The 25,129-nt window shown below is 67.5% G+C and carries 25 protein-coding genes; 11 read left to right on the top strand and 14 right to left on the bottom strand.

Translation table 11 applies throughout. The features are described from left to right. The first annotated feature begins 21 nt into the window (after positions 1 to 21). The 5 genes from D8S75_RS07100 (at position 22) to D8S75_RS07080 (ending at position 3,840) form a co-directional block, all read left to right on the top strand. Positions 22 to 1,239, top strand: a complete 1,218-nt coding sequence (locus tag D8S75_RS07100) for a type II secretion system F family protein (protein ID WP_119965415.1) — start codon at positions 22 to 24, stop codon at positions 1,237 to 1,239. Next, positions 1,239 to 2,111 (top strand): prepilin peptidase, encoded by an 873-nt coding sequence (locus tag D8S75_RS07095; RefSeq protein WP_119965414.1) that lies wholly within the window; start codon positions 1,239 to 1,241, stop codon positions 2,109 to 2,111. The genes D8S75_RS07100 and D8S75_RS07095 overlap by 1 nt, the downstream gene beginning before the upstream one ends. Continuing rightward, complete coding sequence (gene coaE / locus D8S75_RS07090; RefSeq protein WP_119965412.1) at positions 2,108 to 2,728, top strand: dephospho-CoA kinase; 621 nt, start codon at positions 2,108 to 2,110, stop codon at positions 2,726 to 2,728. Before D8S75_RS07095 ends, coaE begins: the two co-directional genes overlap by 4 nt. A 120-nt stretch (positions 2,729 to 2,848) precedes the next feature. Further along, positions 2,849 to 3,604, top strand: coding sequence for a cell division protein ZapD (gene zapD, locus D8S75_RS07085; RefSeq protein WP_119965410.1), 756 nt, complete (start codon positions 2,849 to 2,851; stop codon positions 3,602 to 3,604). Between the two features lie 14 nt (positions 3,605 to 3,618). Beyond that, entirely contained in the window at positions 3,619 to 3,840 is a 222-nt protein-coding gene (locus D8S75_RS07080; RefSeq protein ID WP_119965409.1) for a DNA gyrase inhibitor YacG, read from the top strand. 40 nt (positions 3,841 to 3,880) lie between these two features. On the opposite strand, the gene D8S75_RS07075 is transcribed toward D8S75_RS07080, so the two are convergent. The 5 genes from D8S75_RS07075 to D8S75_RS07050 all read right to left on the bottom strand — a co-directional run bounded on the left by D8S75_RS07075 (position 3,881) and on the right by D8S75_RS07050 (position 10,606). After that, positions 3,881 to 4,309, bottom strand: a complete 429-nt coding sequence (locus D8S75_RS07075) for an NUDIX domain-containing protein (RefSeq protein ID WP_370807442.1) — start codon at positions 4,307 to 4,309, stop codon at positions 3,881 to 3,883. Between the two features lie 10 nt (positions 4,310 to 4,319). Then, complete coding sequence (locus D8S75_RS07070; protein ID WP_119965405.1) at positions 4,320 to 5,192, bottom strand: ATP-binding protein; 873 nt, start codon at positions 5,190 to 5,192, stop codon at positions 4,320 to 4,322. Positions 5,193 to 5,414: 222 nt separating this feature from the next. Beyond that, positions 5,415 to 6,644, bottom strand: coding sequence for a bifunctional glutamate N-acetyltransferase/amino-acid acetyltransferase ArgJ (gene argJ / locus D8S75_RS07060; RefSeq protein WP_119965404.1), 1,230 nt, complete (start codon positions 6,642 to 6,644; stop codon positions 5,415 to 5,417). Between the two features lie 96 nt (positions 6,645 to 6,740). Beyond that, on the bottom strand, positions 6,741 to 9,500 hold the full coding sequence (gene secA / locus D8S75_RS07055; protein WP_119965402.1) for a preprotein translocase subunit SecA: 2,760 nt from the start codon (positions 9,498 to 9,500) through the stop codon (positions 6,741 to 6,743). Positions 9,501 to 9,637: 137 nt separating this feature from the next. Further along, the gene (locus tag D8S75_RS07050) at positions 9,638 to 10,606 is read right to left on the bottom strand and encodes a M23 family metallopeptidase (RefSeq protein ID WP_119965401.1); all 969 of its coding nucleotides are present in this window, start codon (positions 10,604 to 10,606) and stop codon (positions 9,638 to 9,640) included. A 28-nt stretch (positions 10,607 to 10,634) separates the two neighbouring features. On the opposite strand from D8S75_RS07050, the gene D8S75_RS07045 reads away from it, so the two are divergent. Then, positions 10,635 to 10,934, top strand: a complete 300-nt coding sequence (locus tag D8S75_RS07045) for a DciA family protein (RefSeq protein WP_119965399.1) — start codon at positions 10,635 to 10,637, stop codon at positions 10,932 to 10,934. Between the two features lie 54 nt (positions 10,935 to 10,988). On the opposite strand, the gene D8S75_RS07040 is transcribed toward D8S75_RS07045, so the two are convergent. Next, positions 10,989 to 12,614: an ABC transporter permease gene (locus D8S75_RS07040; protein WP_232828952.1), complete on the bottom strand. Its 1,626-nt coding sequence runs from the start codon at positions 12,612 to 12,614 to the stop codon at positions 10,989 to 10,991. Positions 12,615 to 12,736: 122 nt separating this feature from the next. Between D8S75_RS07040 and D8S75_RS07035 the strand changes: the two genes are divergently transcribed. The 4 genes from D8S75_RS07035 (at position 12,737) to D8S75_RS07020 (ending at position 16,265) form a co-directional block, all read left to right on the top strand. Next, positions 12,737 to 13,804 carry an ABC transporter ATP-binding protein gene (locus tag D8S75_RS07035; protein ID WP_119965397.1) on the top strand — a complete coding sequence of 356 codons (1,068 nt, stop codon included), beginning with the start codon at positions 12,737 to 12,739 and terminating at the stop codon, positions 13,802 to 13,804. Positions 13,805 to 13,978: 174 nt separating this feature from the next. Next, positions 13,979 to 15,268 (top strand): SpoIIE family protein phosphatase, encoded by a 1,290-nt coding sequence (locus D8S75_RS07030; protein ID WP_119965395.1) that lies wholly within the window; start codon positions 13,979 to 13,981, stop codon positions 15,266 to 15,268. Next, entirely contained in the window at positions 15,265 to 15,840 is a 576-nt protein-coding gene (locus D8S75_RS07025; RefSeq protein WP_119965393.1) for a SiaB family protein kinase, read from the top strand. Before D8S75_RS07030 ends, D8S75_RS07025 begins: the two co-directional genes overlap by 4 nt. Before the next feature lie 38 nt (positions 15,841 to 15,878). Then, on the top strand, positions 15,879 to 16,265 hold the full coding sequence (locus D8S75_RS07020; RefSeq protein WP_119965392.1) for a DUF1987 domain-containing protein: 387 nt from the start codon (positions 15,879 to 15,881) through the stop codon (positions 16,263 to 16,265). 171 nt (positions 16,266 to 16,436) lie between these two features. Here D8S75_RS07020 and D8S75_RS07015 read toward each other — a convergent pair whose 3' ends face one another. The 7 genes from D8S75_RS07015 to D8S75_RS06985 form a co-directional block, all read right to left on the bottom strand. Then, positions 16,437 to 17,657: a Yip1 family protein gene (locus tag D8S75_RS07015; RefSeq protein ID WP_119965390.1), complete on the bottom strand. Its 1,221-nt coding sequence runs from the start codon at positions 17,655 to 17,657 to the stop codon at positions 16,437 to 16,439. A 171-nt stretch (positions 17,658 to 17,828) separates the two neighbouring features. Beyond that, positions 17,829 to 18,566 carry a lysophospholipid acyltransferase family protein gene (locus D8S75_RS07010; protein WP_119965388.1) on the bottom strand — a complete coding sequence of 246 codons (738 nt, stop codon included), beginning with the start codon at positions 18,564 to 18,566 and terminating at the stop codon, positions 17,829 to 17,831. A 22-nt stretch (positions 18,567 to 18,588) separates the two neighbouring features. Beyond that, the gene (locus tag D8S75_RS07005; protein WP_119965387.1) at positions 18,589 to 19,884 is read right to left on the bottom strand and encodes a dihydroorotase; all 1,296 of its coding nucleotides are present in this window, start codon (positions 19,882 to 19,884) and stop codon (positions 18,589 to 18,591) included. Between the two features lie 79 nt (positions 19,885 to 19,963). Further along, positions 19,964 to 20,926 (bottom strand): aspartate carbamoyltransferase catalytic subunit, encoded by a 963-nt coding sequence (locus tag D8S75_RS07000; protein ID WP_119965385.1) that lies wholly within the window; start codon positions 20,924 to 20,926, stop codon positions 19,964 to 19,966. A gap of 3 nt (positions 20,927 to 20,929) precedes the next feature. Beyond that, positions 20,930 to 21,451 (bottom strand): bifunctional pyr operon transcriptional regulator/uracil phosphoribosyltransferase PyrR, encoded by a 522-nt coding sequence (pyrR, locus tag D8S75_RS06995; RefSeq protein ID WP_119965383.1) that lies wholly within the window; start codon positions 21,449 to 21,451, stop codon positions 20,930 to 20,932. Continuing rightward, a complete protein-coding gene (ruvX, locus tag D8S75_RS06990; protein WP_119965381.1) occupies positions 21,448 to 21,876 on the bottom strand; it encodes a Holliday junction resolvase RuvX in 429 nt (142 codons plus the stop codon). The genes pyrR and ruvX overlap by 4 nt, the downstream gene beginning before the upstream one ends. Further along, positions 21,873 to 22,472, bottom strand: coding sequence for a YqgE/AlgH family protein (locus D8S75_RS06985; RefSeq protein WP_119965379.1), 600 nt, complete (start codon positions 22,470 to 22,472; stop codon positions 21,873 to 21,875). Before D8S75_RS06985 ends, ruvX begins: the two co-directional genes overlap by 4 nt. A gap of 20 nt (positions 22,473 to 22,492) precedes the next feature. Here D8S75_RS06985 and D8S75_RS06980 point away from each other — a divergent pair, with 20 nt between their 5' ends. Then, on the top strand, positions 22,493 to 23,977 hold the full coding sequence (locus D8S75_RS06980) for a cryptochrome/photolyase family protein (RefSeq protein WP_119965377.1): 1,485 nt from the start codon (positions 22,493 to 22,495) through the stop codon (positions 23,975 to 23,977). Here D8S75_RS06980 and D8S75_RS06975 read toward each other — a convergent pair. Then, positions 23,969 to 25,129: a PilT/PilU family type 4a pilus ATPase gene (locus D8S75_RS06975; RefSeq protein WP_119965375.1), complete on the bottom strand. Its 1,161-nt coding sequence runs from the start codon at positions 25,127 to 25,129 to the stop codon at positions 23,969 to 23,971. The two genes, D8S75_RS06980 and D8S75_RS06975, sit on opposite strands and share 9 nt — an antisense overlap.

Raw genomic sequence — 25,129 nt, 5'->3', positions numbered from 1 at the left:
ACAGACCATAAGGGGAGCAGCATGGCGACCACTGCAGCACGGAATATCAAGGACTTCGTCTTTGAGTGGGAAGGCAAGGACCGCAACGGCAAGATCGTCCGCGGAGAGATTCGTGCCTCTGGCGAGAACCAGGTGCAGGCCACCTTGCGGCGCCAGGGCGTCTTCCCGACCAAGATCAAGAAGCGCCGCATGCGCTCGGGCAAGAAAATCAAACCCAAGGACATCGCGCTGTTCACCCGCCAAATGGCCACCATGATGAAGGCTGGCGTGCCGCTGCTGCAGGCCTTCGACATCGTGGGGCGGGGCAATACCAACCCGAGCGTTGGCAAACTGCTCAACGATATCCGCAGCGACGTGGAAACCGGGACCTCGCTGAACGCAGCGTTCCGCAAATACCCGCTGTATTTCGACAGTCTGTACTGCAATCTGGTCGAGGCTGGCGAAGCCGCCGGTATCCTGGAAGCCCTGCTCGACCGCCTGGCCACCTACATGGAGAAGACCGAGGCCATCAAGGGCAAGATCAAGTCCGCGCTCATGTATCCAATTGCGGTTGTTATCGTTGCTTTCGTCGTCGTGACTGTGATCATGCTTTTCGTGATCCCGGCCTTCAAGGAGGTGTTCACCTCCTTCGGGGCCGACCTGCCCGCTCCCACGCTGTTCGTGATGGGAATCAGCGACATTTTCGTCAAATGGTGGTGGCTGATTTTCGGCATCATTGGTGGTGGATTCTATTTTTTCATGCAGGCTTGGCGCCGCAACGAAAAAATGCAGATGTTTATGGACCGGCTGCTGCTGCGCATCCCTGTATTTGGCGACCTGATTAACAAGTCGGCCGTGGCGCGCTGGACACGCACGCTCTCCACCATGTTCGCTGCAGGCGTGCCGCTGGTGGAGGCCCTGGATTCGGTCGGCGGAGCTGCAGGCAACTCCGTCTACGCCATGGCCACCGATAAGATCCAGCAAGAGGTCTCCACCGGCACCAGCCTCACGGCCGCCATGACCAATGCCAACGTATTCCCCTCCATGGTCCTGCAGATGTGCGCCATCGGCGAGGAGTCCGGCTCGATCGACCACATGCTGGGCAAAGCCGCCGATTTCTACGAGGAAGAGGTCGATGAAATGGTGGCGGGCCTCTCCAGCCTCATGGAGCCCATCATCATTGTTTTCCTGGGCACCCTGATCGGGGGCATCGTGGTTTCGATGTACCTGCCGATCTTCAAGCTGGGACAGGTCGTCTGATGGAATTCGCACCGTGGTGGGACGCCGCGCTGGCCGGCGTCATGGGCTTGCTGGTGGGCAGCTTTCTGAATGTGGTGATCTACCGCCTGCCCAAAATGATGGAACGGCAGTGGGCCGCCGAATGCATGGAATACACCAGGGCAGCGGGTCTTCCAGTGCCCGAAGCGGCGGACACCAGCGTCTTCAACCTGGCACAGCCCCGGTCGCGCTGCCAGGCCTGCGGGCATCAGCTGCGGTGGTACGAAAACATTCCTGTGCTGAGCTACCTGTTCCTGCGGGGCCGCTGCTCGTCCTGCAGCGTCCATATCAGCATGCGCTATCCGCTGGTCGAACTGGCCACGGCCGCCCTGTTCTATTTCTGCGTCCAGCGCTGGGGAACCACGCCCACGGGGCTGGCTTGGTGCCTGTTCTCCGCCACCCTGCTGGTTCTGGCGCTCATCGACTGGGACACCACCCTGCTCCCCGACGACCTGACCCTGCCCCTGCTCTGGGCCGGCTTGCTGGCGAGCGCGCTGCACTGGATCGACGTGCCTCTGTTCAGCGCCGTGGTGGGAGCTGCGGCAGGCTACGTTTCGCTATGGCTGGTGTACTGGGGATTCAAGCTGGCCACGGGCAAGGAGGGCATGGGCTACGGCGACTTCAAGCTGTTCGCTGCCCTGGGTGCCTGGTTTGGCTGGCAGGCCCTGGTGCCGCTGATCCTGATGGCCTCGGTGGTGGGTGCCATCATCGGCATCGCCATGAAGTTCTCCAGCAACCTGCGCGAAGGCGGCTACGTCCCGTTCGGCCCCTTCCTGGTCGGGGCTGGTCTGCTGGCGATGGCCTTCGGCCCGCAGCGTATCCTGCAAACCCTGCTGGGCGCGCTCGGCCTGTGACCGCACCACCTGGCGCGCCGTGGAGTGTCGGCCTGACCGGAGGCATCGGTAGCGGCAAGAGCACCGTGGCCCGCATGCTCGCAGACCTGGGAGCCTCCATCATCGACGCCGACCAAGCGGCGCGCGACCTGACCAGCCCGGGCGGCCGAGCCTTGCCCGCCATCGCACAATCCTTTGGCCCGGAATTCATCGACGCCAGCGGCGCCATGGACCGCCAGCGCATGCGTCAGTTGGCCTTTTCCCAGCCCGAGGCACGCCAGCGGCTCGAAGCCATCATCCACCCGCTGGTGGCCCAGGCGACCGAAGAGCAGGCCCAGGCGGCACGTGCCGCTGGTAAACCACTGCTGGTTTTCGACATCCCCCTGCTGGTGGAGTCGCGCCACTGGCCCCGCAAGCTTGATGCCGTGGTGGTGGTGGATTGCCCCGAGGAAACCCAGATTGTCCGGGTCATGGCCCGCAACGCCCTGGAACGCGGTGCCATCGAGGGCATCATCGCCTCCCAGGCCAGTCGGCAGGCACGCCGCGCGGCCGCCGATGCCATCCTCTACAACGATGGCCTTTCCCTTGAATCCTTGCGAAACCAGGTACGCGCGCTGGCTGCGCGGTTCGGGCTATGATCGGCCCAACCGCCTTTCACCGGCCCCTTTTCCCGACCGCATGAACCTGCACACTGGCCCTCTCCGCCGTGCCCAACCGCCGGCCGGAGCCCCTCGCGCCCTCACCAGGAATCCGGCAGCGTGATCCTTTACGAATACCCCTTCAACGAGCGTATCCGCACCTACCTGCGGTTGGAACAATTGTTCCGCCGGCTGGGCGAACTCATTGCCCGCAGCCATCCACTGGACCACCATTTCGCGCTGACCACCATCTTCGAGATCATGGATGTGGCCGCACGCGCCGACCTCAAGGCCGACGTGCTCAAGGACATCGAGAAGCAGAAACATGTCCTCGATGGCTACCGCGGCAACCCGGCCATCTCCGAAGCGGCCCTCGATGCCATCGTGGCCCAGCTCGACCGCTGCTTCACCAGCCTCAACACCCAGGCCGGCAAGACCGGCCAGATGCTCAGCGAGAACGACTGGCTCATGAGCATCCGCAGTCGGGCCGGCATTCCAGGCGGCACCTGCGGTTTCGATCTGCCCAGTTATTACGCCTGGCAACACCGCCCCCCCATGGAGCGCCAGCAGGCGCTTGAAGGCTGGGCTTCCACGCTGGCCCCCCTGGCTGAATCCATCTACCTGCTGCTCAAGCTGCTGCGGGACTCCGGCGTACCCCAGAAAGTGGCCACAGAACGGGGCCAGATACAGCAAAACCTGCCACAAGGCCGCACCTTCCAATTGCTGCGCCTGCGCATCGACCCCGCTCTCGGACTGGTACCTGAAATCAGCGGCAACCGGCTCATGGTCTCTGTGCGCCTCATGCGCCAGTTACCCGACGGGCCTCTGCAAGCCAATGCCGAGGATGCCATGTTCGAGCTGACACTCTGCGCCTGACACGCACCGCCCGCATGAGCAGCACGACCCCATCCCCCGCCACCCCTCGCAAGGTGGCCTGCCCTGCCTGTGGCGGCCCCAGCCTTTACGGCCCGCAGAACCCCTGGCGGCCTTTTTGCAGCGAGCGCTGCAAGCAGATGGATCTGGGCGCCTGGGCCAGCGAGGACTTTCGCGTCCCAGCCGACGCGCCACCCGAGGACGCCGCCTTTGGTGATCCACGCACAAGCGCCGAATAAAATTCGGCCCTAACGCCCTCGGGGAAAGCGCCAACCGCTATCAGTTTGATAGTATTTCAGGATCAAACGGCACGCCGTGCTCCTCGGCAAGCCAACCCAGCACGGGCAATGCACCGGGCAGCACCGGACGCACGTCCAGCGGCCAATGTTGCCAGGCCATGGACTGGCCCTCGCGCATCTCGAAGTCCCCGGTCCAATCGTGCACCTTGCACCAGTGCAGCCGCACCAGCGCGTGCGGATAGTCGTGCTCGGTCACCTTCCAGACCGCGGCCGGGCCGATGGTGATGCCCAGTTCCTCCTGCAGCTCGCGGCGCAGCGCCTGCTCCACGGTCTCGCCCGTCTCGATCTTGCCGCCGGGGAACTCCCAGTAGCCCGCATACACCTTGTCCGGCGGCCGCGTGGTCAGCAGCAGCGCGCCATCGGTGCGGATCAGGATGCCGACCGCGACCTCGGTGTGCTTGCGCTGCACGGGTACTGCTTCAGCCACCGCGCCGCCCCGCGTAATCGCGCGCGAACTGGTAGGCCACGCGGCCGCTGCGCGAGCCACGCTCCAGCGCCCAGACCAGCGCCTCGGCGCGAGCTCCAGCAATGGCTTCGCTATCGAGCCCGAAAGATGCCAGCCACTGCCCCGCAATGGCTAGGTACTCATCCTGGCTGAACGGGTAGAAGCTCACCCACAGGCCGAAGCGCTCGGACAGCGAAATCTTTTCCTCCACGCCCTCGCCCGGGTGCACCTCGCCATCGCCGGTGTGGGTGTAGGTGAGGTTCTCGCGCATGTATTCGGGCAGCAGGTGACGCCGGTTGCTGGTGGCGTAGATCAGCACGTTGGGCGTGGCGGCGGCCACCGAGCCGTCGAGGATGGACTTGAGCGCCTTGTAGCCCGGCTCGCCGTCCTCGAAGCTCAGGTCATCGCAGAACACGATGAAGTATTCCGGCCGGCCGGCCACCACCTCGACGATGTCGGGCAGGTCGGTCAGATCGGCCTTGTCCACCTCGATCAGGCGCAGGCCCTGAGGAGCGTAAGCGTTCAGGCAGGCCTTGATGAGCGAGGACTTGCCCGTGCCGCGCGCCCCCGTGAGCAGCACGTTGTTGGCCGGCCGGCCATGCACGAACTGCTCGGTGTTGCGCTGGATCTTTTCCTTTTGGCCGTCGATTTCCTTCAGGTCTTCCAGGCGCATCGCCGCCACATGGCGCACGGGTTCGAGCGTGCCGTGGCCGCTGCTGCGCTTGCGGTAGCGCCAGGCAATCGCCGCCGACCAGTCGGGCGCCGCCAGCGGCTGCGGCAGCACGGATTCGATGCGCGCGATGAGCTGCTCGGCGCGTTCGATCAGATGTTCAAATTTTTCGTTCATTTTGGCCTTCAGCGCTCATCAATAAAGCGTCAGAAGCTATTAATTTAGTAGCAACAAAATCCCTACACACACGACGCCCACCATGGACAAGCCTGGCACGGCCCAAGCCATAGCCACCGTGCAAGGGCCGCCCCGCCGCACTGGTGGCGTCCCCCTGCCCGCAGCGCGCCGCGCTGCGAGAGCGGGGGGAAGCCGCGCAGCGGCTCAGGGGGGTGTTCCACCTCAAGAGCGGTAATCGGCGTTGATGGTCACGTAATCGTGGCTCAGGTCGCAGGTCCACACCGTGTCCTGCGCCGTACCGCGGCCCAGCAGCACGCGCACGGTGATCTCGCTCTGCTTCATCACGCGCTGGCCGTCTTCCTCGCGGTACTGCGGGTTGCGGCCGCCCTGCACGGCCACGTGCACGTCGTCGAGGTACAGGTCGATGCCGGTCTGGTCCAGATCCTCGATGCCGGCATAACCCACGGCCGCCAGGATGCGGCCCAGGTTCGGGTCGCTGGCGAAGAACGCCGTCTTGACCAGGGGCGAATGGGCGATGGCGTAGGCCACCTTGCGGCATTCCTCGCCGGTCTTGCCGCCTTCCACGCGCACGGTGATGAACTTGGTCGCGCCCTCGCCGTCGCGCACGATGGCCTGGGCCAGCTTCTGCGCCACCTCCAGCAGCGCCGCCTTCAGGGCCTGGCCCTCGGCGCCGGACAGCGATTCAATGGGGGCATGTGCGGCCTTCTGCGTGGCGATCAGCATGAAGCAGTCGTTGGTGGAGGTGTCGCCGTCGATGGTGATGCGGTTGAACGACTGGTCCGCCAGGTCGCGCACCAGGCCTTGCAGCAGCGCCGGCGCGATGCGCGCGTCGGTGGCCACGAAGCCCAGCATGGTGGCCATGTTCGGGCGGATCATGCCCGCGCCCTTGGCAATGCCGGTCACCGTGACGGTGGCACCGCCGATCTGCACCTGCCGGCTGAAGGCCTTGGCCACGGTGTCGGTGGTCATGATGCCCTCGGCCGCGCGCGCCCAGTGGGCCGGCTGCGCGTCGGCGATGGCCGCGGGCAGACCCGCCTCGATGCGGTCCACGGGCAGCTGTTCCATGATGACGCCAGTGGAGAACGGCAGCACCTGCGCCGCATCCACTTGCAGATGGCGCGCCAGCGCCGCGCAGGTGGCGCGCGCGCGCGCCAGACCATCGGCACCCGTGCCGGCGTTGGCGTTGCCGGTGTTCACCACCAGGGCGCGAACGGCCTGGCCGCCCGCCAGGTGCTCACGGCAGACCTGTACCGGAGCGGCGCAAAAGCGGTTCTGCGTGAACACGCCCGCCACCGCGCTGCCTTCGTCCAGCAGGAATACCGTGAGATCCTTGCGGTTGGCCTTGCGCACGCCAGCCTCGGCAACGCCGATGCGCAGCCCGGCGACCGGGTGCAGATCCGAGGGGTTGGGAGCGGAGAGATGAACGGGCATGGTGTTTCCTTCCAAAGACTGGGCCGATGATACGCAGTCACCGCGCCGCCAAAATGAAAACACGGGCCGAAGCCCGTGTCCGATGCGAAAGCAGGTTCAGGCGAGCTTGCCGTGGCACTGCTTGTATTTTTTCCCGCTGCCGCAGGGGCAGGGATCGTTGCGGCCCACGCGGCCACCCGCCGCCACCTTCTGCTGCACACTGAGGGTGCGCTCGTCCACCGTGGTCTCGACCTCGCCGGTTTCGGTGGGCGCGGTGTAGGTCACGTTGGCGATGTGCTCGGCGCGCTGCTCCATGTCCTCGGCAGCGCGGTCCAGCTCCGAAGGCGACTGCACCTGCACGGTCATCAGGATCTTGGTGACCTCGTTCTTCACGATGTCGAGCAACTGGCGGAACAGCTCGAAAGCCTCGCGCTTGTACTCCTGCTTGGGCTGCTTCTGCGCATAGCCGCGCAGGTGGATACCCTGGCGCAGGTAGTCCAGCGCGCTCAGGTGGTCGCGCCAGTTGGAGTCGAAGGTCTGCAGCAGCACCACGCGCTCGAACTGGGTGAAATTCTCCTGGCCCACCAGCGCGACCTTGGCGGCGAAGGCGTCGTGCGCGGCCTGGACCACCTTGTCCAGGATCTCGTCGTCGGTGACCGACTGCGAACCCTCGACCACCTGCTGCAGCGGGAGCTGGATCTGCCATTCCTCGGCCAGCAGCTTCTCCAGCGCGGGCAGGTCCCATTGTTCCTCGACCGACTCGGCCGGCACGTACTGGCGCACGATATCGGTGAAGCAGTCCTCGCGCATGGCGGCGATCACGTCGGACAGGTCGGCAGCGTCGAGGATGTCGTTGCGCTGCTGGTAGATCACGCGGCGCTGGTCGTTGGCCACGTCGTCGTATTCGAGCAGCTGCTTGCGGATATCGAAGTTGCGCGCCTCGACCTTGCGCTGCGCCGATTCGATGCTGCGCGTGACGATGCCCGCCTCGATGGCCTCGCCGTCGGGCATCTTGAGCCGGTCCATGATGGCCTTGACGCGATCGCCCGCGAAGATGCGCATCAGCGAATCGTCTAGGCTCAGGTAGAAGCGCGAGGAACCGGGGTCGCCCTGGCGGCCCGAACGGCCGCGCAGCTGGTTGTCGATGCGGCGCGACTCGTGGCGCTCGGTGGCGATGATGCGCAGGCCGCCCAGCGCCTTGACCTTCTCGTGGTCCACCTTCCACTGCTCGCGCAGCGCGGCCACCTTGGCGGCGCGCTCGGATTCGGACAGGGACTCATCGGCCTCGATGGCCGCCACATCCTTCTCGATGTTGCCGCCGAGCACGATGTCGGTGCCGCGGCCCGCCATGTTGGTGGCGATGGTGATCATGCCCTCGCGGCCGGCCTGGGCCACGATGTCGGCCTCGCGGGCATGCTGCTTGGCGTTGAGCACCTGGTGCGGCAGGCCCACCTTGTTCAGCAGCTGGTCGATGATCTCGGAGTTTTCGATCGAGGTCGTGCCCACCAACACCGGCTGGCCGCGCTCGTGGCACTCGCGGATGTCCTGGATGGCGGCTTCGTACTTCTCGCGCGTGGTCTTGTACACGCGGTCGAGCTGGTCATCGCGCTTGCTCGGGCGGTTGGGCGGGATCACCACGGTTTCCAGGCCGTAGATTTCCTGGAACTCGTAGGCCTCGGTGTCCGCCGTGCCGGTCATACCCGACAGCTTGTTGTACAGGCGGAAGTAGTTCTGGAAGGTGATCGAGGCCATCGTCTGGTTCTCGGCCTGGATCTGCACGCCTTCCTTGGCTTCCACAGCCTGGTGCAGGCCTTCACTCCAGCGCCGACCCGACATCAGGCGGCCCGTGAATTCGTCAACGATGACAATTTCACCGTTCTGCACCACATAGTGCTGGTCGCGGTTGTAGATGTGGTTGGCCCGCAGCGCCGCATACAGGTGGTGCATGAGCGTGATGTTGGCCGGGTCGTAGAGGGAGGCGCCCTCTGCGATCAGGCCCTGGGCCGCCAGCACGCGCTCGGCGGTTTCATGGCCCTGCTCGGTCAGGAACACCTGGTGCGACTTCTCGTCGATCGTGAAGTCGCCGGGCTTGGTCACGCCCTCGCCGGTGCGCGGGTCGGCCTCGCCCTCCTGGCGCACCAGTAGCGGCACGACCTTGTTCATGGCGACATAGGTGGCGGTATGGTCCTCGGCCTGGCCGCTGATGATCAGCGGGGTGCGCGCCTCGTCGATCAGGATGGAGTCCACCTCGTCGACGATGGCGTAGTTGAGGCGGCGCTGCACGCGGTCATGGGCCTCGTAGACCATGTTGTCGCGCAGGTAGTCGAAACCGTATTCGTTGTTCGTGCCGTAGGTGATGTCGGCGTTGTAGGCGGCCTGCTTCTCCTCGCGCGGCATGTTGGGCAGGTTGATGCCCACCGTCAGGCCGAGGAAGTTGTACAGGCGCCCCATCCACTTGGCGTCGCGGCTGGCCAGGTAGTCGTTCACCGTGACCACGTGCACGCCCTCGCCCGACAAGGCGTTCAGGTACACCGGCAGCGTGGCCGTCAGCGTCTTGCCCTCGCCGGTGCGCATTTCGGCGATCTTGCCGTAGTGCAGCGCCATGCCGCCGATGAGCTGGACGTCGAAATGGCGCATCTTCATGATGCGCTTGGAGCCCTCGCGCACCACCGCGAACGCCTCTGGCAACAGGGCATCGAGCGTTTCGCCCTTGGCGATACGCTCCTTGAACTCCTGGGTCTTGGCCCGCAGGGCATCGTCGCTCAGCGCCTCGTATTCGGGCTCCATCGCATTGATGCGCGCCACCGTCTTACGGTATTGCTTGAGAAGCCGGTCGTTGCGGCTGCCGAAAAGTTTGGTGAGGAAGTTGGTGGCCATGCGAACAGGTCCGCCCTGCGTGCCGAAGGGTACGCCGAACGTCCAGAATCCCTATGAAGTAGTGAGTTCAGATGGGGCCGCCCCGCGGCTTTGCAAGCGGCCCGCCCAAGGCAGGCCCCAGCCCCAAACGCGCGATTTTACCTGTCGGCGGAGGGCCTAGACGGCGCCCCGGGCCGCTGGGCCACCTGGCGCCCTGACTGGCTGCCGGCGGCCAGGAATTTCTGCGGATCCTGGGGCACGCCCTGCACCAACACCTCGAAATGCAGGTGCGGCCCGGTGGAGCGCCCGGTGGAGCCGACCTTGGCGATCTTCTGCCCCCGGCGCACCAGATCGCCCTGCTTGACCAGGACCTTGGAGGCATGGGCATACCGCGTGACGAGCTGGTTGCCATGGTCCACCTCGACCACGTTGCCGAACTCCGGATGGTATTCCTGGGTGACCACCACGCCGCCCGCGGCCGCGACGATGTCGGCGCCCGTGTCGGCGGGGAAATCCAGGCCGGCATGCAATGCGGACCGGCCGGTGATCGGATCGATGCGAAAGCCAAAGGTCGAAGTCGCCACCCCGCCTGGCACGGGCGTCTCGGTCGGCACCATGTGCTTGCGGATGTGCTGGTCAAACAGGCGCGATTCGAGCACCGTCATGAGATCCAGGCGCTGCCCCGCCACCTGCTGGAGCGCATCGAGCGTGGCGTCGAGTTCCTGCATCGTCAGCGGGCGCGCGGCGATCAAGGCTCCGCCCAGGCCTGGCGTGCGCGCCTTGTCGGCCGGCGGCGGCATGCCCGCCAGGCCCGAGACCCGCTCGCCCAGCGATTCAAGTTCCACCATGCGCGCCTGCATTTCGCCCACCTTGCGCGCCATGGCATCGAGGTTCTGGCGCACGAATCGGTCGCGCTGATCGAATTCATCCTGCACCACGAGGCGCACCAGCGAGCCGACGACGGGCCAGCCCTCGCGCGCGCCCTTGAGGAACACCAGGTGGTAGAGCAAGGCGGCCACGCACATCAGCACCAGGGAAGCGGCCATGATGGCGGCCAGAAGACGCGGCCCCGACAGGTGGATGGCCTTGCTGCGCGCCAGGCGCGAGTCCATGATAATCAGCTGCATTCTTGGTATCCCGTCTCTCCAAACACCCATGCACCGCCGCCACCACGCCGTCACACTGCAGCAGGCCGCCGACGAATCGCCCATGCTGGCGAAGCTGGTGGCGCTGACACGTGAATCCAGCGAACGGCTCAAGGCTGTGGAACCCTTGATTCCACCCGCATTGCGCCCGGCACTGCAGGCCGGCCCGATCGAGGGGCAGACCTGGTGCCTGATGGTGAAAAGCAATGCGGCGGCGGCCAAGCTGCGGCAGCTGCTGCCCGCCATGCAGGCCCATCTGCGCAGCAAAGGCTGGGAGGTTAACGTGATTCGCCTGAAAATTCAAACCTGAACCGGCCAACACGCTCAACCACTCGTCCCCAGAGCATGCCTGGGCCGCCCCGGTTCAAGAGCGGCCGCGCAAGGTGCGACTGAGCAGCACCACGGGCACCAGCCCCACCAGCACCAGCGCCAGCGACGGCAGCGCGGCTTCGCCCAGGCGCTCATCGCGCGCCAGTTGGTAGGCCACCACGGCCAGGGTGTCGCTGTTGAACGGGCGCAGCACCATGGTGGCCGGCAGCTCCTTCATCACGTCGACGAACACCAGCAGCGCCGCTGCGGCCGTGGAGCGGCGCAGCAGCGGCCAGTGCACCTGCGCCAGCAGCCGGCTGTTCCCGGCGCCCAGCATGCGCGCCGAATCGTCCAGGCTGCCCGGAATGCGCGCATAGCCGCTCTGCACCGACTGCAGCGCCACGGCGCAGAACCGCACGAGATAGGCCCAGACGATGCCCACCGCCGTGGTGGTGACCAGCGCACCCACGCCCCAGTGCGGCACCAGGCCCTGCAGCCAGCCGACGGGCAGCAACAGGCCGACCACGATCACCGCGCCCGGCACGGCATAGCCCACGCCCGCCAGACGCACCACGCCGCGCGTGAGCAGGTCGGGGCGCCGGCGCACGGCGAAGGCCAGCGCCAACGCCACGGCCACGGCCAGCCCGGCCGTGATCCCCCCCAGGCGCACGCTGTTCCAGGCCCACTCCAGGAAACGCTCCCAAGGCAGCACCGACCAGTCGGACGCCAGCGGGCGCAGCATGAAGACCACGGGCGCCACGAAACCCATGAACACCGGCACGGCGCACACCGCCCAGGCCAGCAGGCAGCGCGCGCCGCGCAACCGCACGGGCTGTGCTTCGGCGCCGCCCGCATGGCCGCGTGGCGCGGCAAAACGCATGCGCTGCTGCGCGCGGTGTTCCAGCCAGAGCAGCAGCAGCACCAGCGCCAGCAGCATGGTCGAGAGCTGAGCCGCCGCCGTGCGGTTGTCCATGGACAGCCAGGCCTTGAGGATGCCGGTGGTGAAGGTCTGGATGCCGAAGTAGCTGGTCACGCCGAAATCGGCCAGTGTTTCCATGAGCACCAACGCCACCCCGGCGGCCACGGCCGGGCGGGCCAACGGCAGTGCGATGGCGGCGATGCGCCGGTGCAGCGGCGCACCGAGCAGGCGCGCGGCCTCCATGAGGTGTGCCGCGCGCTCGCCCAGCGCCGTGCGCGCCAACAGGTAGACGTAGGGGTAGAGCGAGAACAGGAAGACCCAGATGGCCCCCCAGAGACTGCGCACCTCGGGCAGCAGGCGGCCTTCGAGGCCGAAGGTCTCGCGCAGCCCCACCTGCAGCGGCCCGCTGAACTGCAGGAAATCGGTATAGGCATAGGCCGTGACATAGGCCGGCATGGCCAGTGGCAACAGCAGCAGCCACTCGAACACGCGCCGGCCCGGGAACTCAAACAGCGTCACGGCGGCGGCGCAGGCCGTGCCCACCACGGCCGCGCCCACGCCCACCCAGAGCGCCAGCCAGAGCGTGGTCCAGACATAGCCCGGCAGCACGGTGGCCGCCATTTCGCGCAGGATGGCGCCGGCAGAGGTCTCGGCCGCGCCCCAGGGCAGCCAGGCGCCCACGAGCGCCAGCACGGGGAGCGACAGCAGGCCGGCAAGCAGCAGCAAGGGAACGGTGCGCAGGGCGGCAAAGGGGCGTGGCACGGTGAACGGTTCGGTCGGCAAGAAAGGAATGCAGCAGGTCTTGCCGCCGGCCCCCGCGAGGGGTACCCACAAATACAAATACGAATTTTAAGCATTCGAGGCCACAGACCTACAATCGGCCGATGTTCCTAGAGGTCTCCCAACTTGAAGTGCGCTACGCCGGCCAGACGCAGCCGGCCGTGCAAGGCGTTTCGCTGGGCCTGAGCGCAGGCCAGATCGGCGTGCTGATCGGCCCCTCGGGCTGCGGCAAGACCACGCTGCTGCGCACCGTGGCGGGGCTGGAACCCGTGGCCGCTGGCGCCATCCGGCTGAGCAAGGAGACCGTGGGCAGCCCGCAGCACAGCGTGCCGCCCGAAGAACGGCGCATCGGCATGGTGTTCCAGGACTACGCGCTGTTTCCGCACCTGAGCGTGGGGCGCAACGTGGCCTTCGGCATCCACGACCTGCCTCGCGCCGAACAGGCCGCGCGCGTGGCCGAGGTGCTGCGCCTGGTGGGCCTGGAGGGCAGCGAGCAGCGCTACCCGCACGAACTCTCGGGCGGCCAGCAGCAGCGCGTGGCGCTGGCGCGCGCCCTGGCGCCGCGCCCCCAGCTGATGCTGCTCGACGAACCCTTCTCCAACCTCGACGTCGACCTGCGCGAGCGTCTGGCGCACGAGGTGCGCGGCATCCTCAAGGCCGCCGGTGCCACGGCGCTGTTCGTCACGCACGACCAGCTTGAAGCCTTCGCCATTGGCGACGTGATCGGTGTGATGGACCAAGGCCGGCTGCACCAGTGGGACGATGCCTATTCCCTCTACCACCGCCCAGCCACGCGCTTCGTGGCCGACTTCATCGGGCACGGCGTGTTCGCGCCGGCCACGCTGGTGCAGCAGGGCAGCGCCGTGGTGGTGCGCACGCCGCTGGGCGACCTGGCCAACCTGACCGAATGCCCGCTGCCGTCGAGCTACCCTGCGGGTGCATGCGATGTGCTGCTGCGCGCCGACGACATCGTGCACGACGATGCCGCGCCCGTGCAGGCGCAGATCGTGCGCAAGGCATTTCGCGGCTCGGAATTCCTCTACACCCTGCGCCTGGACAACGGACAGTCCCTGCTGGCCCATGTGCCCAGCCACCACGACCACGCCATTGGCGAATGGATCGGCATCCGCGCCCAGGTGGACCATGTGGTGACCTTCGAGCGCGAAGCCTGAAGCCAATAGGCACTCCAGCGCCCGTACCGCAAGCGCTGACAGCTATTTTTTCAATAGCACACATCTGAAGCAACCCACGCGCGGAATCCCTTCCGCTGGCAGGGCCACGCGTCATGGAACCGTCACGGGCGGCCGCAAGAATCGGTTGCACCTGGTTACTTCCGACGCACCCGCATGACCCATCTCGATCGGCTCTACGACACCCTGGCCGCAGGCGCAGCCGACCTGCACGCCCAGCAGCCCCTGCTGGCCACCCGCGCCGAACAGCTCGGCACGCCCACCGACCCCGTCTCCCCCGAGCACACCAACGAGGACGTGCGCGCCCTGTTCGCGCGCAGCGAAACCCTGGAAACCGTGGCCGTGGTCGAGAACGGCCGGCCCATCGGCCTGATCAACCGCAACACCTTCATGGAGCACTACGCCCGGCCCTTCGCCCGTGACGTGTTCGGACGCAAGAGCTGCATCGCCTTCATGGACAAGACCCCGGTGGTGGTGGACCGCGACACTCCCATCGAAAGCCTGGTCAAGACCGCCGTCGAAGCGGGCACGCGCGTGCTGCAGGACGGCTTCATCACCACGGCCGAGGGCCGCTACCTGGGCCTGGGCACGGGCTACGGGCTGATGAAGGCCATGTCCGACATCGAGGCCGAGAAGACACGCCAGCTGCTGTCGAGCATCAGCTACGCCAGCCTGATCCAGCGCTCGCACCTGGCCGAGTCCGACCGCGTGCTGCGCACCCACCTGCCCGACCACGGCCTGCTGTGGCAGCCGCGCGACGTGGTGGGCGGCGACGCCTACTTCTTCCGCCACACCCCGGGCGGCCTGCTCGGCTGCGTGTTCGACTGCACCGGCCACGGCGTGCCGGGCGCCTTCATGACGCTGATCGCCCTGTCGTTCCTGGAGCAGGCCATCGACCCTGCCGACCCGGCCGTGGACCCCGGCGCCACGCTCTCGGCGATGAACCGCTACATCAAGCGCGTGCTGCAGCAGCGCGCCAGCGCGGACGACGCGCCGGCCGAGAAGGCATCGAGCGACGGCCTGGACGCCGCGCTGTTCCTGCTCGCGCCTGGCGGCCGCAGCCTGAAATTCGCCTCGGCGCGGCTCTCCCTGCTGGTCGCGGGCCTGGCGCAGGACGAGGCGCTGCTGGTGGAGGGAGACAAGGCCGGCATCGGCTATGCCGACACGCCCGACGACCAGGCTTGGAGCACCCAGGAAGTGCCCCTGGCACGCGACAGCCTGCTGCTGATACCCACCGACGGCGTGATCGACCAGATCGGCGGGCCCAGGCAGATCGCCCACGGCAAGCGCCGCCTCGCGCAATTCCTGACCGAGCGGCGCGGCGCCAGCGCCCGCGCGCTGTGCTCCGACTTCGCCGAGCACTTCGCCCAATGGGAGCACGGTCAGCGCCGGCGGGACGATGTCTCGCTGCTGGCCTTCCGCGCCAACAACGAGGTTCTGGCATGACCCCGCCCGAATTCGCGCGCTTCCAGGAGAACGCCCAGGACTGCGGCGTGCTGTTCTACTACACGGGCGAATTCAGCCCGCCGGTGATCGCCGCGGCGGCCGACTCGCTCAAGACCCGCCTGGCCGCCGAAGGCGCCTCGGGGCCAGCCACGCGCAAGCTGTTCTCCACCTTCGTGGAGATGGCGCACAACATCCTGCACTACGCCGCCCCCGCGGACGATGGCAGCGCCGCGACCCCGCACGGCACGATCGCCATCGGCCGCGAAGACGGCCAGGACAGCGCAGGCCACTACTGGATCGTCTGCAGCAACCCCGTGGACCTGGTCTACGTGGAGCGCCTGAGCAGCAAGCTCGACGCCGTGCGCGCCATGAGCCTGGAGCAGATCAAGCAGAGCTACCGCGAACAGCTGCGCAACAGCGAGCACCGCAGCACCGACGCCGTCAGCAAGGGCGCCGGCCTGGGCCTGCTGACCATCGCCCGCGACGCAAGCGCACCGCTCGAATACAGCTTCTCGCCGGCCACCGATCCTTCGGGCCGCACCACGCTATTCCACGTCAAGGCGCGCGTCTGACCCTTTTCCCGACTCCCCCGAAACCCGGAGACTTTTCCATGCAAGCCATCCACGCGGAACGCACCACCGTCACTCCCGAAATCCGCTTCCTGCCCGCCGAGCACCGCCTCGTCGTGGCGGGCGAGTGCTACCCCGAGAATCCCCTGCCCTTCTTCAGCCCCATCCTGGCGACGCTGCGCAGCTACTTCGAACACCACAAACCGCCCCGCTTCGAGGCCCAGATGCAGCTGCAGTACATCAACAGCGCATCCACCATGGGCCTGCGCTCCCTGTTCTCGCTGTTCAACGAGGCGGGCGAGCGCGGCACCGACATCCGCGTGCTGTGGGCCTACGACGCCGAGGACGACGCCATCGAGGAACTCGGCGCCGACCTCGTGGAAGACTTCCACAACGTGCTGCTCGAACGCCAGCCCTTCAACGCCTGAGATCAGTGACAACCCCTGTGGCGCTACGCGCCTTCCCCCGCCTCTCGCCTCGCTGCGCGGTGCGGGAAGGGGGGTGCCACCAGTGCGGCGGGGTGGCCCTTGCGCGGTGGCCGCTGGCCTAGATCATGCCCATGGCCCAGATTGCACCGTTCGCAACCGGCCCACGGCTTCTCAGGATTTGCCTTTGCGCTGCAATCCTTCCAGGGCCGAGAGGTTGACCTGCGACATCAGGCCGCGCACCGCGCGGATGTCCATCTGGTCCGCGTCGATGCTGACCAGGATGCCGTTCTTCAGCACGGCCTTGAACTCGGCACGGCTGCCATCCTTCTGGTAGCTCTGGTGCAGGGTCCGGCCGCCCTCCTGCCAGGTCTTCTCGGCACTGTCCTGGTCTTCCCGCTCCCCTTGCACCCCCATGGCCAGCATGGCCACTTGGCCCAAGCCGCCCATGTCGGTGATCTCCAGGCGCGCCTCCCGCTGGCCATTGCTGTAGTGAGCGCTCGCCTGGCTGGTGGGCAGGCCCAGGGCCGCGCCGTCCTGCACGTCGAAACCCATGCGCGCCATGTCGGCCAGTTGCTCGGGCAGCGCCGCCTTGAGGGACTGCGCGGCGATGGCCTGGCCGCCGCCCAGCATGCCAGCCGCCGCCGCGGCTGCGTTGCCGGTGGCTGCGGCCAGGGCGGCCGGGTCCTGGTTCTTCTGCGCCTGCTCCATCTGGCGCGCGGCCTCCTCCATCTTTTGGCCAGCTGCTTCCAGGCCGGCCGTGTCGATCGCCAGCTTGCCGCCGGGCGTGCTGATCGAAACCGCTGGCGCGCCGCCCAGCAGCGCGCTGCCCGGTAGGACCAGGCTGGCCACCGCCCCGATGACCACGCCCATCACGATGGCCGCCACCAGCACCACGGCGGTGTAGGCCAGTGTTTTCTCCGGCGCGTTGCGCATCAGCACCGGCAGGCCGGTGTAGAGCAGGTACACCGAGTACAGCGCGGCCAGCAGCCCCAGCACGGCCAGCGCCGGAAGCAGGGTGAACACGCCCCCCAGCAGGGCGGCCGTGCTGGCGTACACCGCGAGCTTGAGCGCCTGGATGGAATTCTTCTGGCCACCAAATGTGGGCGCCAGCGCATCGACGATGAGCGCCAGCACGAACACCCCCACCAGGCTCAGCACATACGACACCACCATGTTCACCAGGCCCGCGACCAAGGGCACGCGCACCGAGATGCCGAAAGCCCCCGTGCCCACCAGCGACATGCCGATGAAGCCGCACACGGCGGGAATGGCCGCCAGCACCATCAGATAACGGGTGTACAGGCCCGCCACGTCGGCCGCCTCGGCCTCGATGGTGTGCCAGGTCTCCCTGGGTTGCAGAAGAATGCGCTTGGCGCGATCGATCAGGTTCATGGTGCCCTCCCGGCAATGTGGACGGCCCGCGCGAAGGCACGGGCCGGAAAGCTGCGCACGATACGGGAGGAAATCCGGGATGGAGCATGCCGCACGCCGCAATGGCCTGCGGTTCGTGCAATATGCACGCTTTTGCACCCAGATGCGGGGCTTCAGAACGTATTTACGTTCTCAGCCTCGGCGCAGTGTGTCCACGGTGCGGTGCAGATGCTGTGCCCAGACGCGGCGGTCACGCCCCTGCGCCTGCTCGGGCATGCCGAAATGCACGATGGCCTCGATGGGCGGCGCGCAGAGCGTGCGCCAGATCGAACCCACCAGGGTTTCATCGCCGATGTAGCTGGCCACATGGCTGGTGGCGCCCGTGGCCTGGTCGACGAAACGCAGGCCCACGGGCTGCACCGGCGCGTCGGCCGCCACGGCGGCCTGCAGCAGGTTGGCGTGGAAAGGCTGCAGTTCGCGGCCATTGCCCGTGGTGCCCTCGGGGAACACTGCCAGCACCTCGCCCTGGTCCAGCGCCTCGCGCATGGCGTGCACCATGCGCATGGCGTCGCGGCGCGAGCTGCGCTCGATGTACAGCGTGCCCGCCGCCGTGGCCAGCGCGCCGATCAGGGGCCAGCCCTGCACATCGGATTTGGAGACGAAACGGCAGTAGCGCGCCGCGTGCAACACCGGAATGTCGAGCCACGAGAGATGGTTGGACACCAGCATCACCGGACCACCGACGGGCTCCTGCCCCCGGATGGCCAGGCCAATGCCGGCATGGGCCAGCAGCTCGCGCGACCAGACCTGCACCAGCGCCTGCTGCCGGTCGGGTGGCAGCGTCGGGAAGCGCAGCGCCACGATCCACAGGCCCTTGAGCATGTGGAGCGCCAGGCGCAGCAGGCGCCAGCAAGCCTTGAGGTGCTTCACGCGGGAAAACGCGGCAGGCCGGTCAGCCTTGCTCGAAAGCCACGTGGCCGCCCACCACGGTGCAGCGCACGCGCCCGGGCAGTTCGTAGCCTCCGAACGGCGTGTGCTTGCCCTGGCTGCGCAGCGCATCGGCGCGCACGGTCCAGGCGGCCTGCGGATCGACGATGCAGACATCGCCCACGCCGCCCTCCACCAACTGGCCCACGCTGGCCTGCAGCGTGCCCAGGGCATTGCCGAGCACGCGCGCGGGCTCGCTCGTGACCACGGCCAGGGCGCGCGCCAGCGGCACGCCGCCATCCCGCGACCACTTGAGCGCCAGGCTCAGCAGCAGCTCCAGCCCGGTGGCGCCGGATTCGGCCTCGGCGAAGGGCAGGGTCTTGGCGTCCTCATCCACCGGGTTGTGGTCGGATACCAGCGCGTCGATGGTGCCGTCCAGCAGCGCGGCCTGCAGCGCCTCGCGGTCCCGCTGCTGGCGCAGCGGCGGCGAGAGACGCGCGCGGCTGTCGAAGAAGCCGATGTCGGTGTCGGTGAGGTGCAGCGAGTTGATGCTCACGTCGCAGCTCACCTTCAGGCCCTGGGCGCGCGCCTGGCGCACCAGTTCCACGCCGGCGGCGCTGGAGAGGCGGCACAGGTGCACGCGCGCGCCGGTGCTCTTGAGCAACTCGAAGATGGTGTGCAGCGCGATGGTTTCGGCCGCCACCGGAATACCCGACAGGCCCAGGCGCGTGGCCAGCGGCCCGCTGGCCGCCACGCCCTTGCCGAGGTGCAGGTCTTGCGGGCGCAGCCAGACGGTGTAGCCGTAGGTGGCCGCGTACTGCAGCGCGCGCTGCAGCACCTGGGTGCTGGCCAGCGCCACCTCGGCCTGGCCGAAGCCCACGCAGCCCGATTCGGTGAGCTCGGCCATCTCGGTCAGCACCTCGCCGGCCAGGCCGCGCGTGAGCGCGCCCAGCGGGAACAGCCGCGCCTGGTGCAGCTTCTCGGCGCGGAACTTGAGCATGCCCACCAGGCCGGGCTCGTCGAGCACCGGGTCGGTGTCGGGCGGGCAGACCAGGCTGGTCACGCCGCCGGCCATGGCGGCGGCCATCTCGGATTCGAGCATGCCTTCGTGCTCATGGCCGGGCTCGCGCAGGCGCGCCGCCAGGTCCACCAGGCCGGGCAGGACCAGGCAGCCCACTGCGTCGATGCGGCGATTGGGCGCGAAGTCGGGCGGCACGCGGCCAACGCCCACGATGCGGCCCGCCGCCAGGGCCACGTCGCACACCTTGTCGAGCCCGCTGGCGGGATCGATCACCCGGCCGTTCTGGATCAGTATCTTCATGATTTCAAGCCAAATGGGCCGCAAGCGCCTACAGAAAAAGCGCCAGTAGCTACAAAATTAATAGTGAATTCCGCCTGCGTCACGCTTCATTCCCGGCGACGATGGACATCACCGCCATGCGCACCGCGATGCCGAAGGTGACCTGCGGCAGGATCACGGCCTGCGGGCCGTCGACCACGGCGGAGTCGATCTCCACGCCACGGTTGATGGGGCCGGGGTGCATGACGATGGCGTCGGGCTTGGCCAGTTGCAGCTTCTCGGGCGTGAGGCCGAAGCTCTTGAAGTATTCCTGGCTCGACGGCAGCAGCGCGCCGCTCATGCGCTCGTTCTGCAGGCGCAGGGTGATGACGACGTCAGCGCCCTTGATGCCCTCTTCGAGCGTGTGGCACACGCGCACGCCCATCTGCGCCATGTCCGACGGCACCAGCGTGCGCGGACCCACCACCCGCACCTCGGCGCAGCCCAGCGTCGTCAGCGCGTGGATGTCCGAGCGTGCCACGCGCGAGTGCAGCACGTCGCCGACGATGGCCACGGTGAGGTTGGCAAAGTCTTTCTTGTAGTGCCGGATGGTGTACATGTCCAGCAGCCCCTGCGTGGGGTGGGCGTGGCGCCCGTCGCCGGCATTGATCACGTGCACATGGGGCGCCACGTGCTGGGCGATCAGGTAGGGCGCGCCCGACTCGCTGTGCCGCACCACGAACAGGTCGGCCGCCATGGCGCTGAGGTTGGCGATGGTATCGAGCAGCGACTCGCCCTTGCTGGCCGAGCTGCGCGCGATGTCGAGGTTGAACACGTCGGCCGACAGGCGCTTGGCCGCGATCTCGAAGGTGGTGCGCGTGCGCGTGCTGTTCTCGAAGAACAGGTTGAACACGCTCTTGCCGCGCAGCAGCGGCACCTTCTTGACCTCGCGGTCGTTCACCGAGACGAAGTTGGCGGCGGTGTCGAGGATGTGCGTGACGATGTCGCGCGGCAGGCCCTCGACGGACAACAGGTGGATCAGTTCGCCGTTGCGATTGAGTTGGGGGTTGCGCTGGTGCAGCACGGCTCAGGCCTCTTGGACTTGGAAATGGAAATGGCCGCCCTCGGTGCGCGCCAGCGCGAGCGACTGGCTGGCGGGCAGCGCCACGCGGGCCGCGGCGTAGTCGGCCTGCACCGGCAGCTCGCGCCCGCCCCGGTCGACCAGCACGGCCAGGCGCACGCGCGCCGGGCGGCCGTAGTCGTACAGCTCGTTGAGCACGGCGCGCAGCGTGCGGCCGGTGTAGAGCACGTCGTCGAGCACCAGGATGTCGGCGCCGTTCACGTCGAACGGCAGCGATGTCTGGGCGCTGGCGGCCAGGCCGCGCTGCGCGAAATCGTCGCGGTGCATGGCCGACGACAGCACGCCGGGGGCGCCGTCCAACTGCAGGTCTTTCTGCAGCCGCTCGGCAAGCCAGGCGCCGCCCGAGGCGATGCCGGCCAGGCGCGTGTCGGCGCCGCGCAGGGAGCGCACGCCGCGCAGCAGCTCGGCATACAGGGCTTCGGCATCGAGCACGAGGCTGCCCGGGGCATTGGGAGGGGGGGTACTCATGGAAGATTCCTCAAAAACTGTTCCAGGATGATGCAGGCCGAGGCCGCGTCAGCATCGCGCGCGCCGCCCGCCAGGGCCTCGGTGGTGCTGTAGCGTTCGTCCACCTCGTAGACCGGAAGCCCATGGCGGCCGTGCAGCTGGCGCGCGAAGCGCTGGGCACGGCGCGTGTTGTCGTGGCTGGCGCCGTCCGGATGGTAGGGGATGCCCACCACCAGCGCGTCAGGCTGCCATTCCTTGATGCGCTCGGCCACCTGGGCGAAGCGGGCGTCGCCCTCGGCCTTGATGGTGGCCTGCGGCGTGGCACTGCGCAGCATGCGGTTGCCCACGGCCACGCCTGTGCGCTTGAGGCCGAAGTCGAAGGCAAGAAAGGTCTGGAAATGCGCGGGGACCGCCGGGGCCATCGGGGGCAGTGCCGAGGCGCTCATGCGCGGCCCGCACCCGGCGACAGGCGCCAGGCCTCCAGGCCCAGCAGGCCCAGCGCCGTGTCGTAGCGCTGCTCGACGGGCGTGTCGAAGATCACGGCCAGATCGGCGCCCACGGTGAGCCAGCTGTTCTCGGCCAATTCGGATTCGAGCTGCCCCTCACCCCAGGCGGAATAACCCAGGGTGACCAGCACCCGGCGCGGCCCGGCACCCGTGGCCAGGGCTTCGAGCACGTCCTTGGAGGTGGTCATCTCCAGCCCGCCGGGGATGACCATGGTGGAGGCGTAGGCGGTCTCTTCGTCATCGGTCTCGCGGGCGTGCAGTGCCTCGTGCAACACGAAGCCCCGCTCGGTCTGCACCGGCCCCCCCAGGAACACAGGGGCATCGGTGAGATCGGCGCGCCCCAGCGACAGATCGACCTTGTCGAACAGGCCCTTGAGGCTGATGTCGGTGGGCTTGTTGATGATGAGGCCAAGCGCCCCGCGCGCGCTGTGCTCGCACAGGTAGACCACGCTGCGCGCAAAAGACGCATCCTCCATCCCGGGCATGGCGATGAGGAAGTGGTGCGTCAGGTTCATGGGCGCAAAATCGGCGGACATAGCCCAATTTTACGGTGAACATGCCTGCCACTTACCGCTCCGGACTGGTCTGGTTCCGCCGCGACCTGCGCGCCACTGACCATGCCGCCCTGCACCACGCCCTGCGGCAATGCCAGCAGGTGCACTGTGCCTTCGTTTTCGACCAGGACATCCTTGCCCCCCTGCCCCGCGACGATGCGCGCGTGGCGTTCATCCAGGCGGCACTGGTCGAACTCGACGGCGCGCTGCGCACCCTGGCGGGACACCCGGATGCCGGCCTGATCGTGCGCCACGGCCACGCCCACGACGAATTGCCCGCACTCGCGCACAGCCTGGACGTGGGCGCCGTGTTCACCAACCACGACGACGAGCCCGAGGCGCTGGAGCGCGATGCCCGCGTGCGCACCGCGCTGGCGGTCTCTCGCCGAGCCTTCCACACCTACAAGGACCATACGGTCTTCGAACGCGACGAACTGCTCACCCAATCGGGCACCCCGTACAGCGTGTTCACGCCCTACAAGAACGCTTGGCTGCGCAAGGTCGATGCCTTCTACCTTGGCGCCTATTCCGTGCGGCGCCATGCGCAGGCACTCGCGCCCCGCCCGGACTGGGCGCGCCGCCCCGTCCTATCGCTGCAGGATATCGGCTTCGCCAGCCCCTCCCCGATGCAGCAGCGCCTGCCCACCGGCAGCAGCGGCGCGCAGAAGTTGCTCGCGGACTTCCTCTCCCGCATCGACCGCTACGACAGCGCGCGCGACTTCCCGGCCGTGAAGGGTCCGAGCTACCTCAGCCCGCACCTGCGCTTTGGCACCATCTCCGTGCGCCAGCTCGCCCGCACCGCCCATGCGCTGGTCTCGCAGGGCAGCCCAGGCGCCGCCACCTGGCTGAGCGAACTGATCTGGCGCGATTTCTATTTTCAGATCCTCCACCACCACCCACGGGTCGTGCAACACAGCTTCAAGAGCGCCTATGACGCCATCGCGTGGACATCCGGCCCGCAGGCCGACGCCTGGTTTGGCGCATGGTGCGCTGGCCGCACCGGCTACCCGCTGGTCGATGCCGCCATGGCGCAGCTCAACCAGACCGGCTATATGCACAACCGCCTGCGCATGGTGGTGGCAAGCTTTCTCGTCAAGGATCTGGGGATCGATTGGCGCCGTGGTGAACGCTACTTCGCGCAAAAGCTGCTGGACTACGACCTGGCGGCGAACAACGGCGGCTGGCAATGGGCCAGTTCCAGCGGATGCGATGCGCAACCGTATTTCCGCATCTTCAACCCCGTGAGCCAGAGCCGCAAATTCGACCCGCAAGGCCGCTTCATCCAGCGCTACCTGCCGGAGCTGGCCGGTCTCTCAGGCATGGCCCTGCACGCGCCCTGGCTGGCGACACCATTGGAACGGCAGGCGGCGGGCGTGGTGCTGGGCCAGAACTACCCGCTCCCCATCGTGGACCACGAGCAAGCCCGCCAGCGCACGCTCGAACGCTACGCCGTGGTCAAGACGAGCGAGCCTCCGGCTTCAATGTAGTCCGTTCGACGGCGCCCCCTCCGGCTCGTCGGGGGCCATGCGCATGTTCTCAGCGCCCAGGGAGGCCCCCGATGCCAGCCGCATGCGCAAGGTGATGTCGGTCTTGTTGTCGGCGTTGGCCACGGTCTCGGCCTTGGAAATCTCGCCCCGCTGGTAGAGCGCGAACAGTGCCTGATCGAAGGTGCACATGCCCACCTCGCCGCTGCGCTCCATCGCCGTCTTGAGTCCGTCAATCTGCCCTTTCTGGATCAGATCAGACACATATTCGGTCTGCAGCATGACTTCGACGGCCGGCACGAGATGCCCCCGGTTGCCCTGGATAAGCCGCTGCGCCACCACGGCCTTGAGGTTGAGGGACAAATCCATCAACAGTTGCCGGTGCGCATCCTCCGGGAAGAAATTGAGAATGCGCTGCACCGCCTGGTAGGCATTGTTGGCATGCAGGGTGGACACGCACAGATGGCCCGCCTCCGCGTAGTGCAGCGCATGCTGCATGCTCACGCGGTCACGGATCTCGCCGATCATGATCACGTTCGGCGCCTCGCGCATGGCATGGCGGAGGGCTTCGTCATATGACAGGGTATCGAGCCCGACCTCCCGCTGCGTGACCAGCGACTTCTTGTGCGCGTGCAGGTACTCGATGGGGTCCTCCACGGTCAGGATATGCCCCGTGGTGTTTTCGTTGCGGTGGTTGAGCAGGGCGGCGAGCGTCGTGGTCTTGCCCGAACCGGCCGCCCCCACGGTCAGCACCAGCCCCCCCTTGAGAAAGGCCAGTTGCCTGAGCACGGGCGGCAGGCCCAGCTCCTCCAGGGAGGGTATCCTGGGCGAGACATAGCGCACCACCATGCCTACCTGGCCGCGTTGCAGGTGGATGTTCACGCGGAATCGGTCGACGGCGCCCGTCTGGAAGGCCAGGTCGCACTCCATCCGGGCCTCAAACTCCTCGACCTGCGCCGGACGCATGATGGAGTAGGCCAGGGTGCGGACTTCCTCGGCACTCAGGGCCGCGCCCGCGATGGCCGTGAAGGCGCCCTGCCGCTTGAGCGTGGGCGGTGCCCCCGCCGTCAGGAAAAGATCGGAGGCACCTTCGCGCACCATCTGCGCGAGGCAGGAAAGCAGCCTGGGGTCACCGGCAGGGGTCTGGAGGTCCAT

It is taken from the genome of Simplicispira lacusdiani (assembly GCF_003604195.1).
In the GTDB taxonomy this organism is placed as follows: Bacteria; Pseudomonadota; Gammaproteobacteria; order Burkholderiales; family Burkholderiaceae_C; genus Simplicispira; species Simplicispira lacusdiani.
Note: the sequence above shows the minus strand (reverse complement) of the source record. Positions and strands in the feature narration are given on the sequence as shown.

What these genes read in the sequence shown, in the direction of transcription:
- D8S75_RS07005 (WP_119965387.1), bottom strand. Translation starts at nt 19,884, where the DNA reads ATGAAGATACTGATCCAGAACGGCCGGGTGATCGATCCCGCCAGCGGG.
- D8S75_RS06975 (WP_119965375.1), bottom strand. Translation starts at nt 25,129, where the DNA reads ATGGACCTCCAGACCCCTGCCGGTGACCCCAGGCTGCTTTCCTGCCTC.
- D8S75_RS07080 (WP_119965409.1), top strand. Translation starts at nt 3,619, where the DNA reads ATGAGCAGCACGACCCCATCCCCCGCCACCCCTCGCAAGGTGGCCTGC.
- argJ (WP_119965404.1), bottom strand. Translation starts at nt 6,644, where the DNA reads ATGCCCGTTCATCTCTCCGCTCCCAACCCCTCGGATCTGCACCCGGTC.
- D8S75_RS07050 (WP_119965401.1), bottom strand. Translation starts at nt 10,606, where the DNA reads ATGCAGCTGATTATCATGGACTCGCGCCTGGCGCGCAGCAAGGCCATC.
- ruvX (WP_119965381.1), bottom strand. Translation starts at nt 21,876, where the DNA reads ATGAGCGCCTCGGCACTGCCCCCGATGGCCCCGGCGGTCCCCGCGCAT.
- D8S75_RS07070 (WP_119965405.1), bottom strand. Translation starts at nt 5,192, where the DNA reads ATGAACGAAAAATTTGAACATCTGATCGAACGCGCCGAGCAGCTCATC.
- pyrR (WP_119965383.1), bottom strand. Translation starts at nt 21,451, where the DNA reads ATGAGTACCCCCCCTCCCAATGCCCCGGGCAGCCTCGTGCTCGATGCC.
- D8S75_RS07100 (WP_119965415.1), top strand. Translation starts at nt 22, where the DNA reads ATGGCGACCACTGCAGCACGGAATATCAAGGACTTCGTCTTTGAGTGG.
- D8S75_RS06980 (WP_119965377.1), top strand. Translation starts at nt 22,493, where the DNA reads ATGCCTGCCACTTACCGCTCCGGACTGGTCTGGTTCCGCCGCGACCTG.
- D8S75_RS07025 (WP_119965393.1), top strand. Translation starts at nt 15,265, where the DNA reads ATGACCCCGCCCGAATTCGCGCGCTTCCAGGAGAACGCCCAGGACTGC.
- D8S75_RS07035 (WP_119965397.1), top strand. Translation starts at nt 12,737, where the DNA reads ATGTTCCTAGAGGTCTCCCAACTTGAAGTGCGCTACGCCGGCCAGACG.
- D8S75_RS06985 (WP_119965379.1), bottom strand. Translation starts at nt 22,472, where the DNA reads ATGTCCGCCGATTTTGCGCCCATGAACCTGACGCACCACTTCCTCATC.
- secA (WP_119965402.1), bottom strand. Translation starts at nt 9,500, where the DNA reads ATGGCCACCAACTTCCTCACCAAACTTTTCGGCAGCCGCAACGACCGG.
- D8S75_RS07030 (WP_119965395.1), top strand. Translation starts at nt 13,979, where the DNA reads ATGACCCATCTCGATCGGCTCTACGACACCCTGGCCGCAGGCGCAGCC.
- D8S75_RS07020 (WP_119965392.1), top strand. Translation starts at nt 15,879, where the DNA reads ATGCAAGCCATCCACGCGGAACGCACCACCGTCACTCCCGAAATCCGC.
- D8S75_RS07045 (WP_119965399.1), top strand. Translation starts at nt 10,635, where the DNA reads ATGCACCGCCGCCACCACGCCGTCACACTGCAGCAGGCCGCCGACGAA.
- D8S75_RS07015 (WP_119965390.1), bottom strand. Translation starts at nt 17,657, where the DNA reads ATGAACCTGATCGATCGCGCCAAGCGCATTCTTCTGCAACCCAGGGAG.
- D8S75_RS07095 (WP_119965414.1), top strand. Translation starts at nt 1,239, where the DNA reads ATGGAATTCGCACCGTGGTGGGACGCCGCGCTGGCCGGCGTCATGGGC.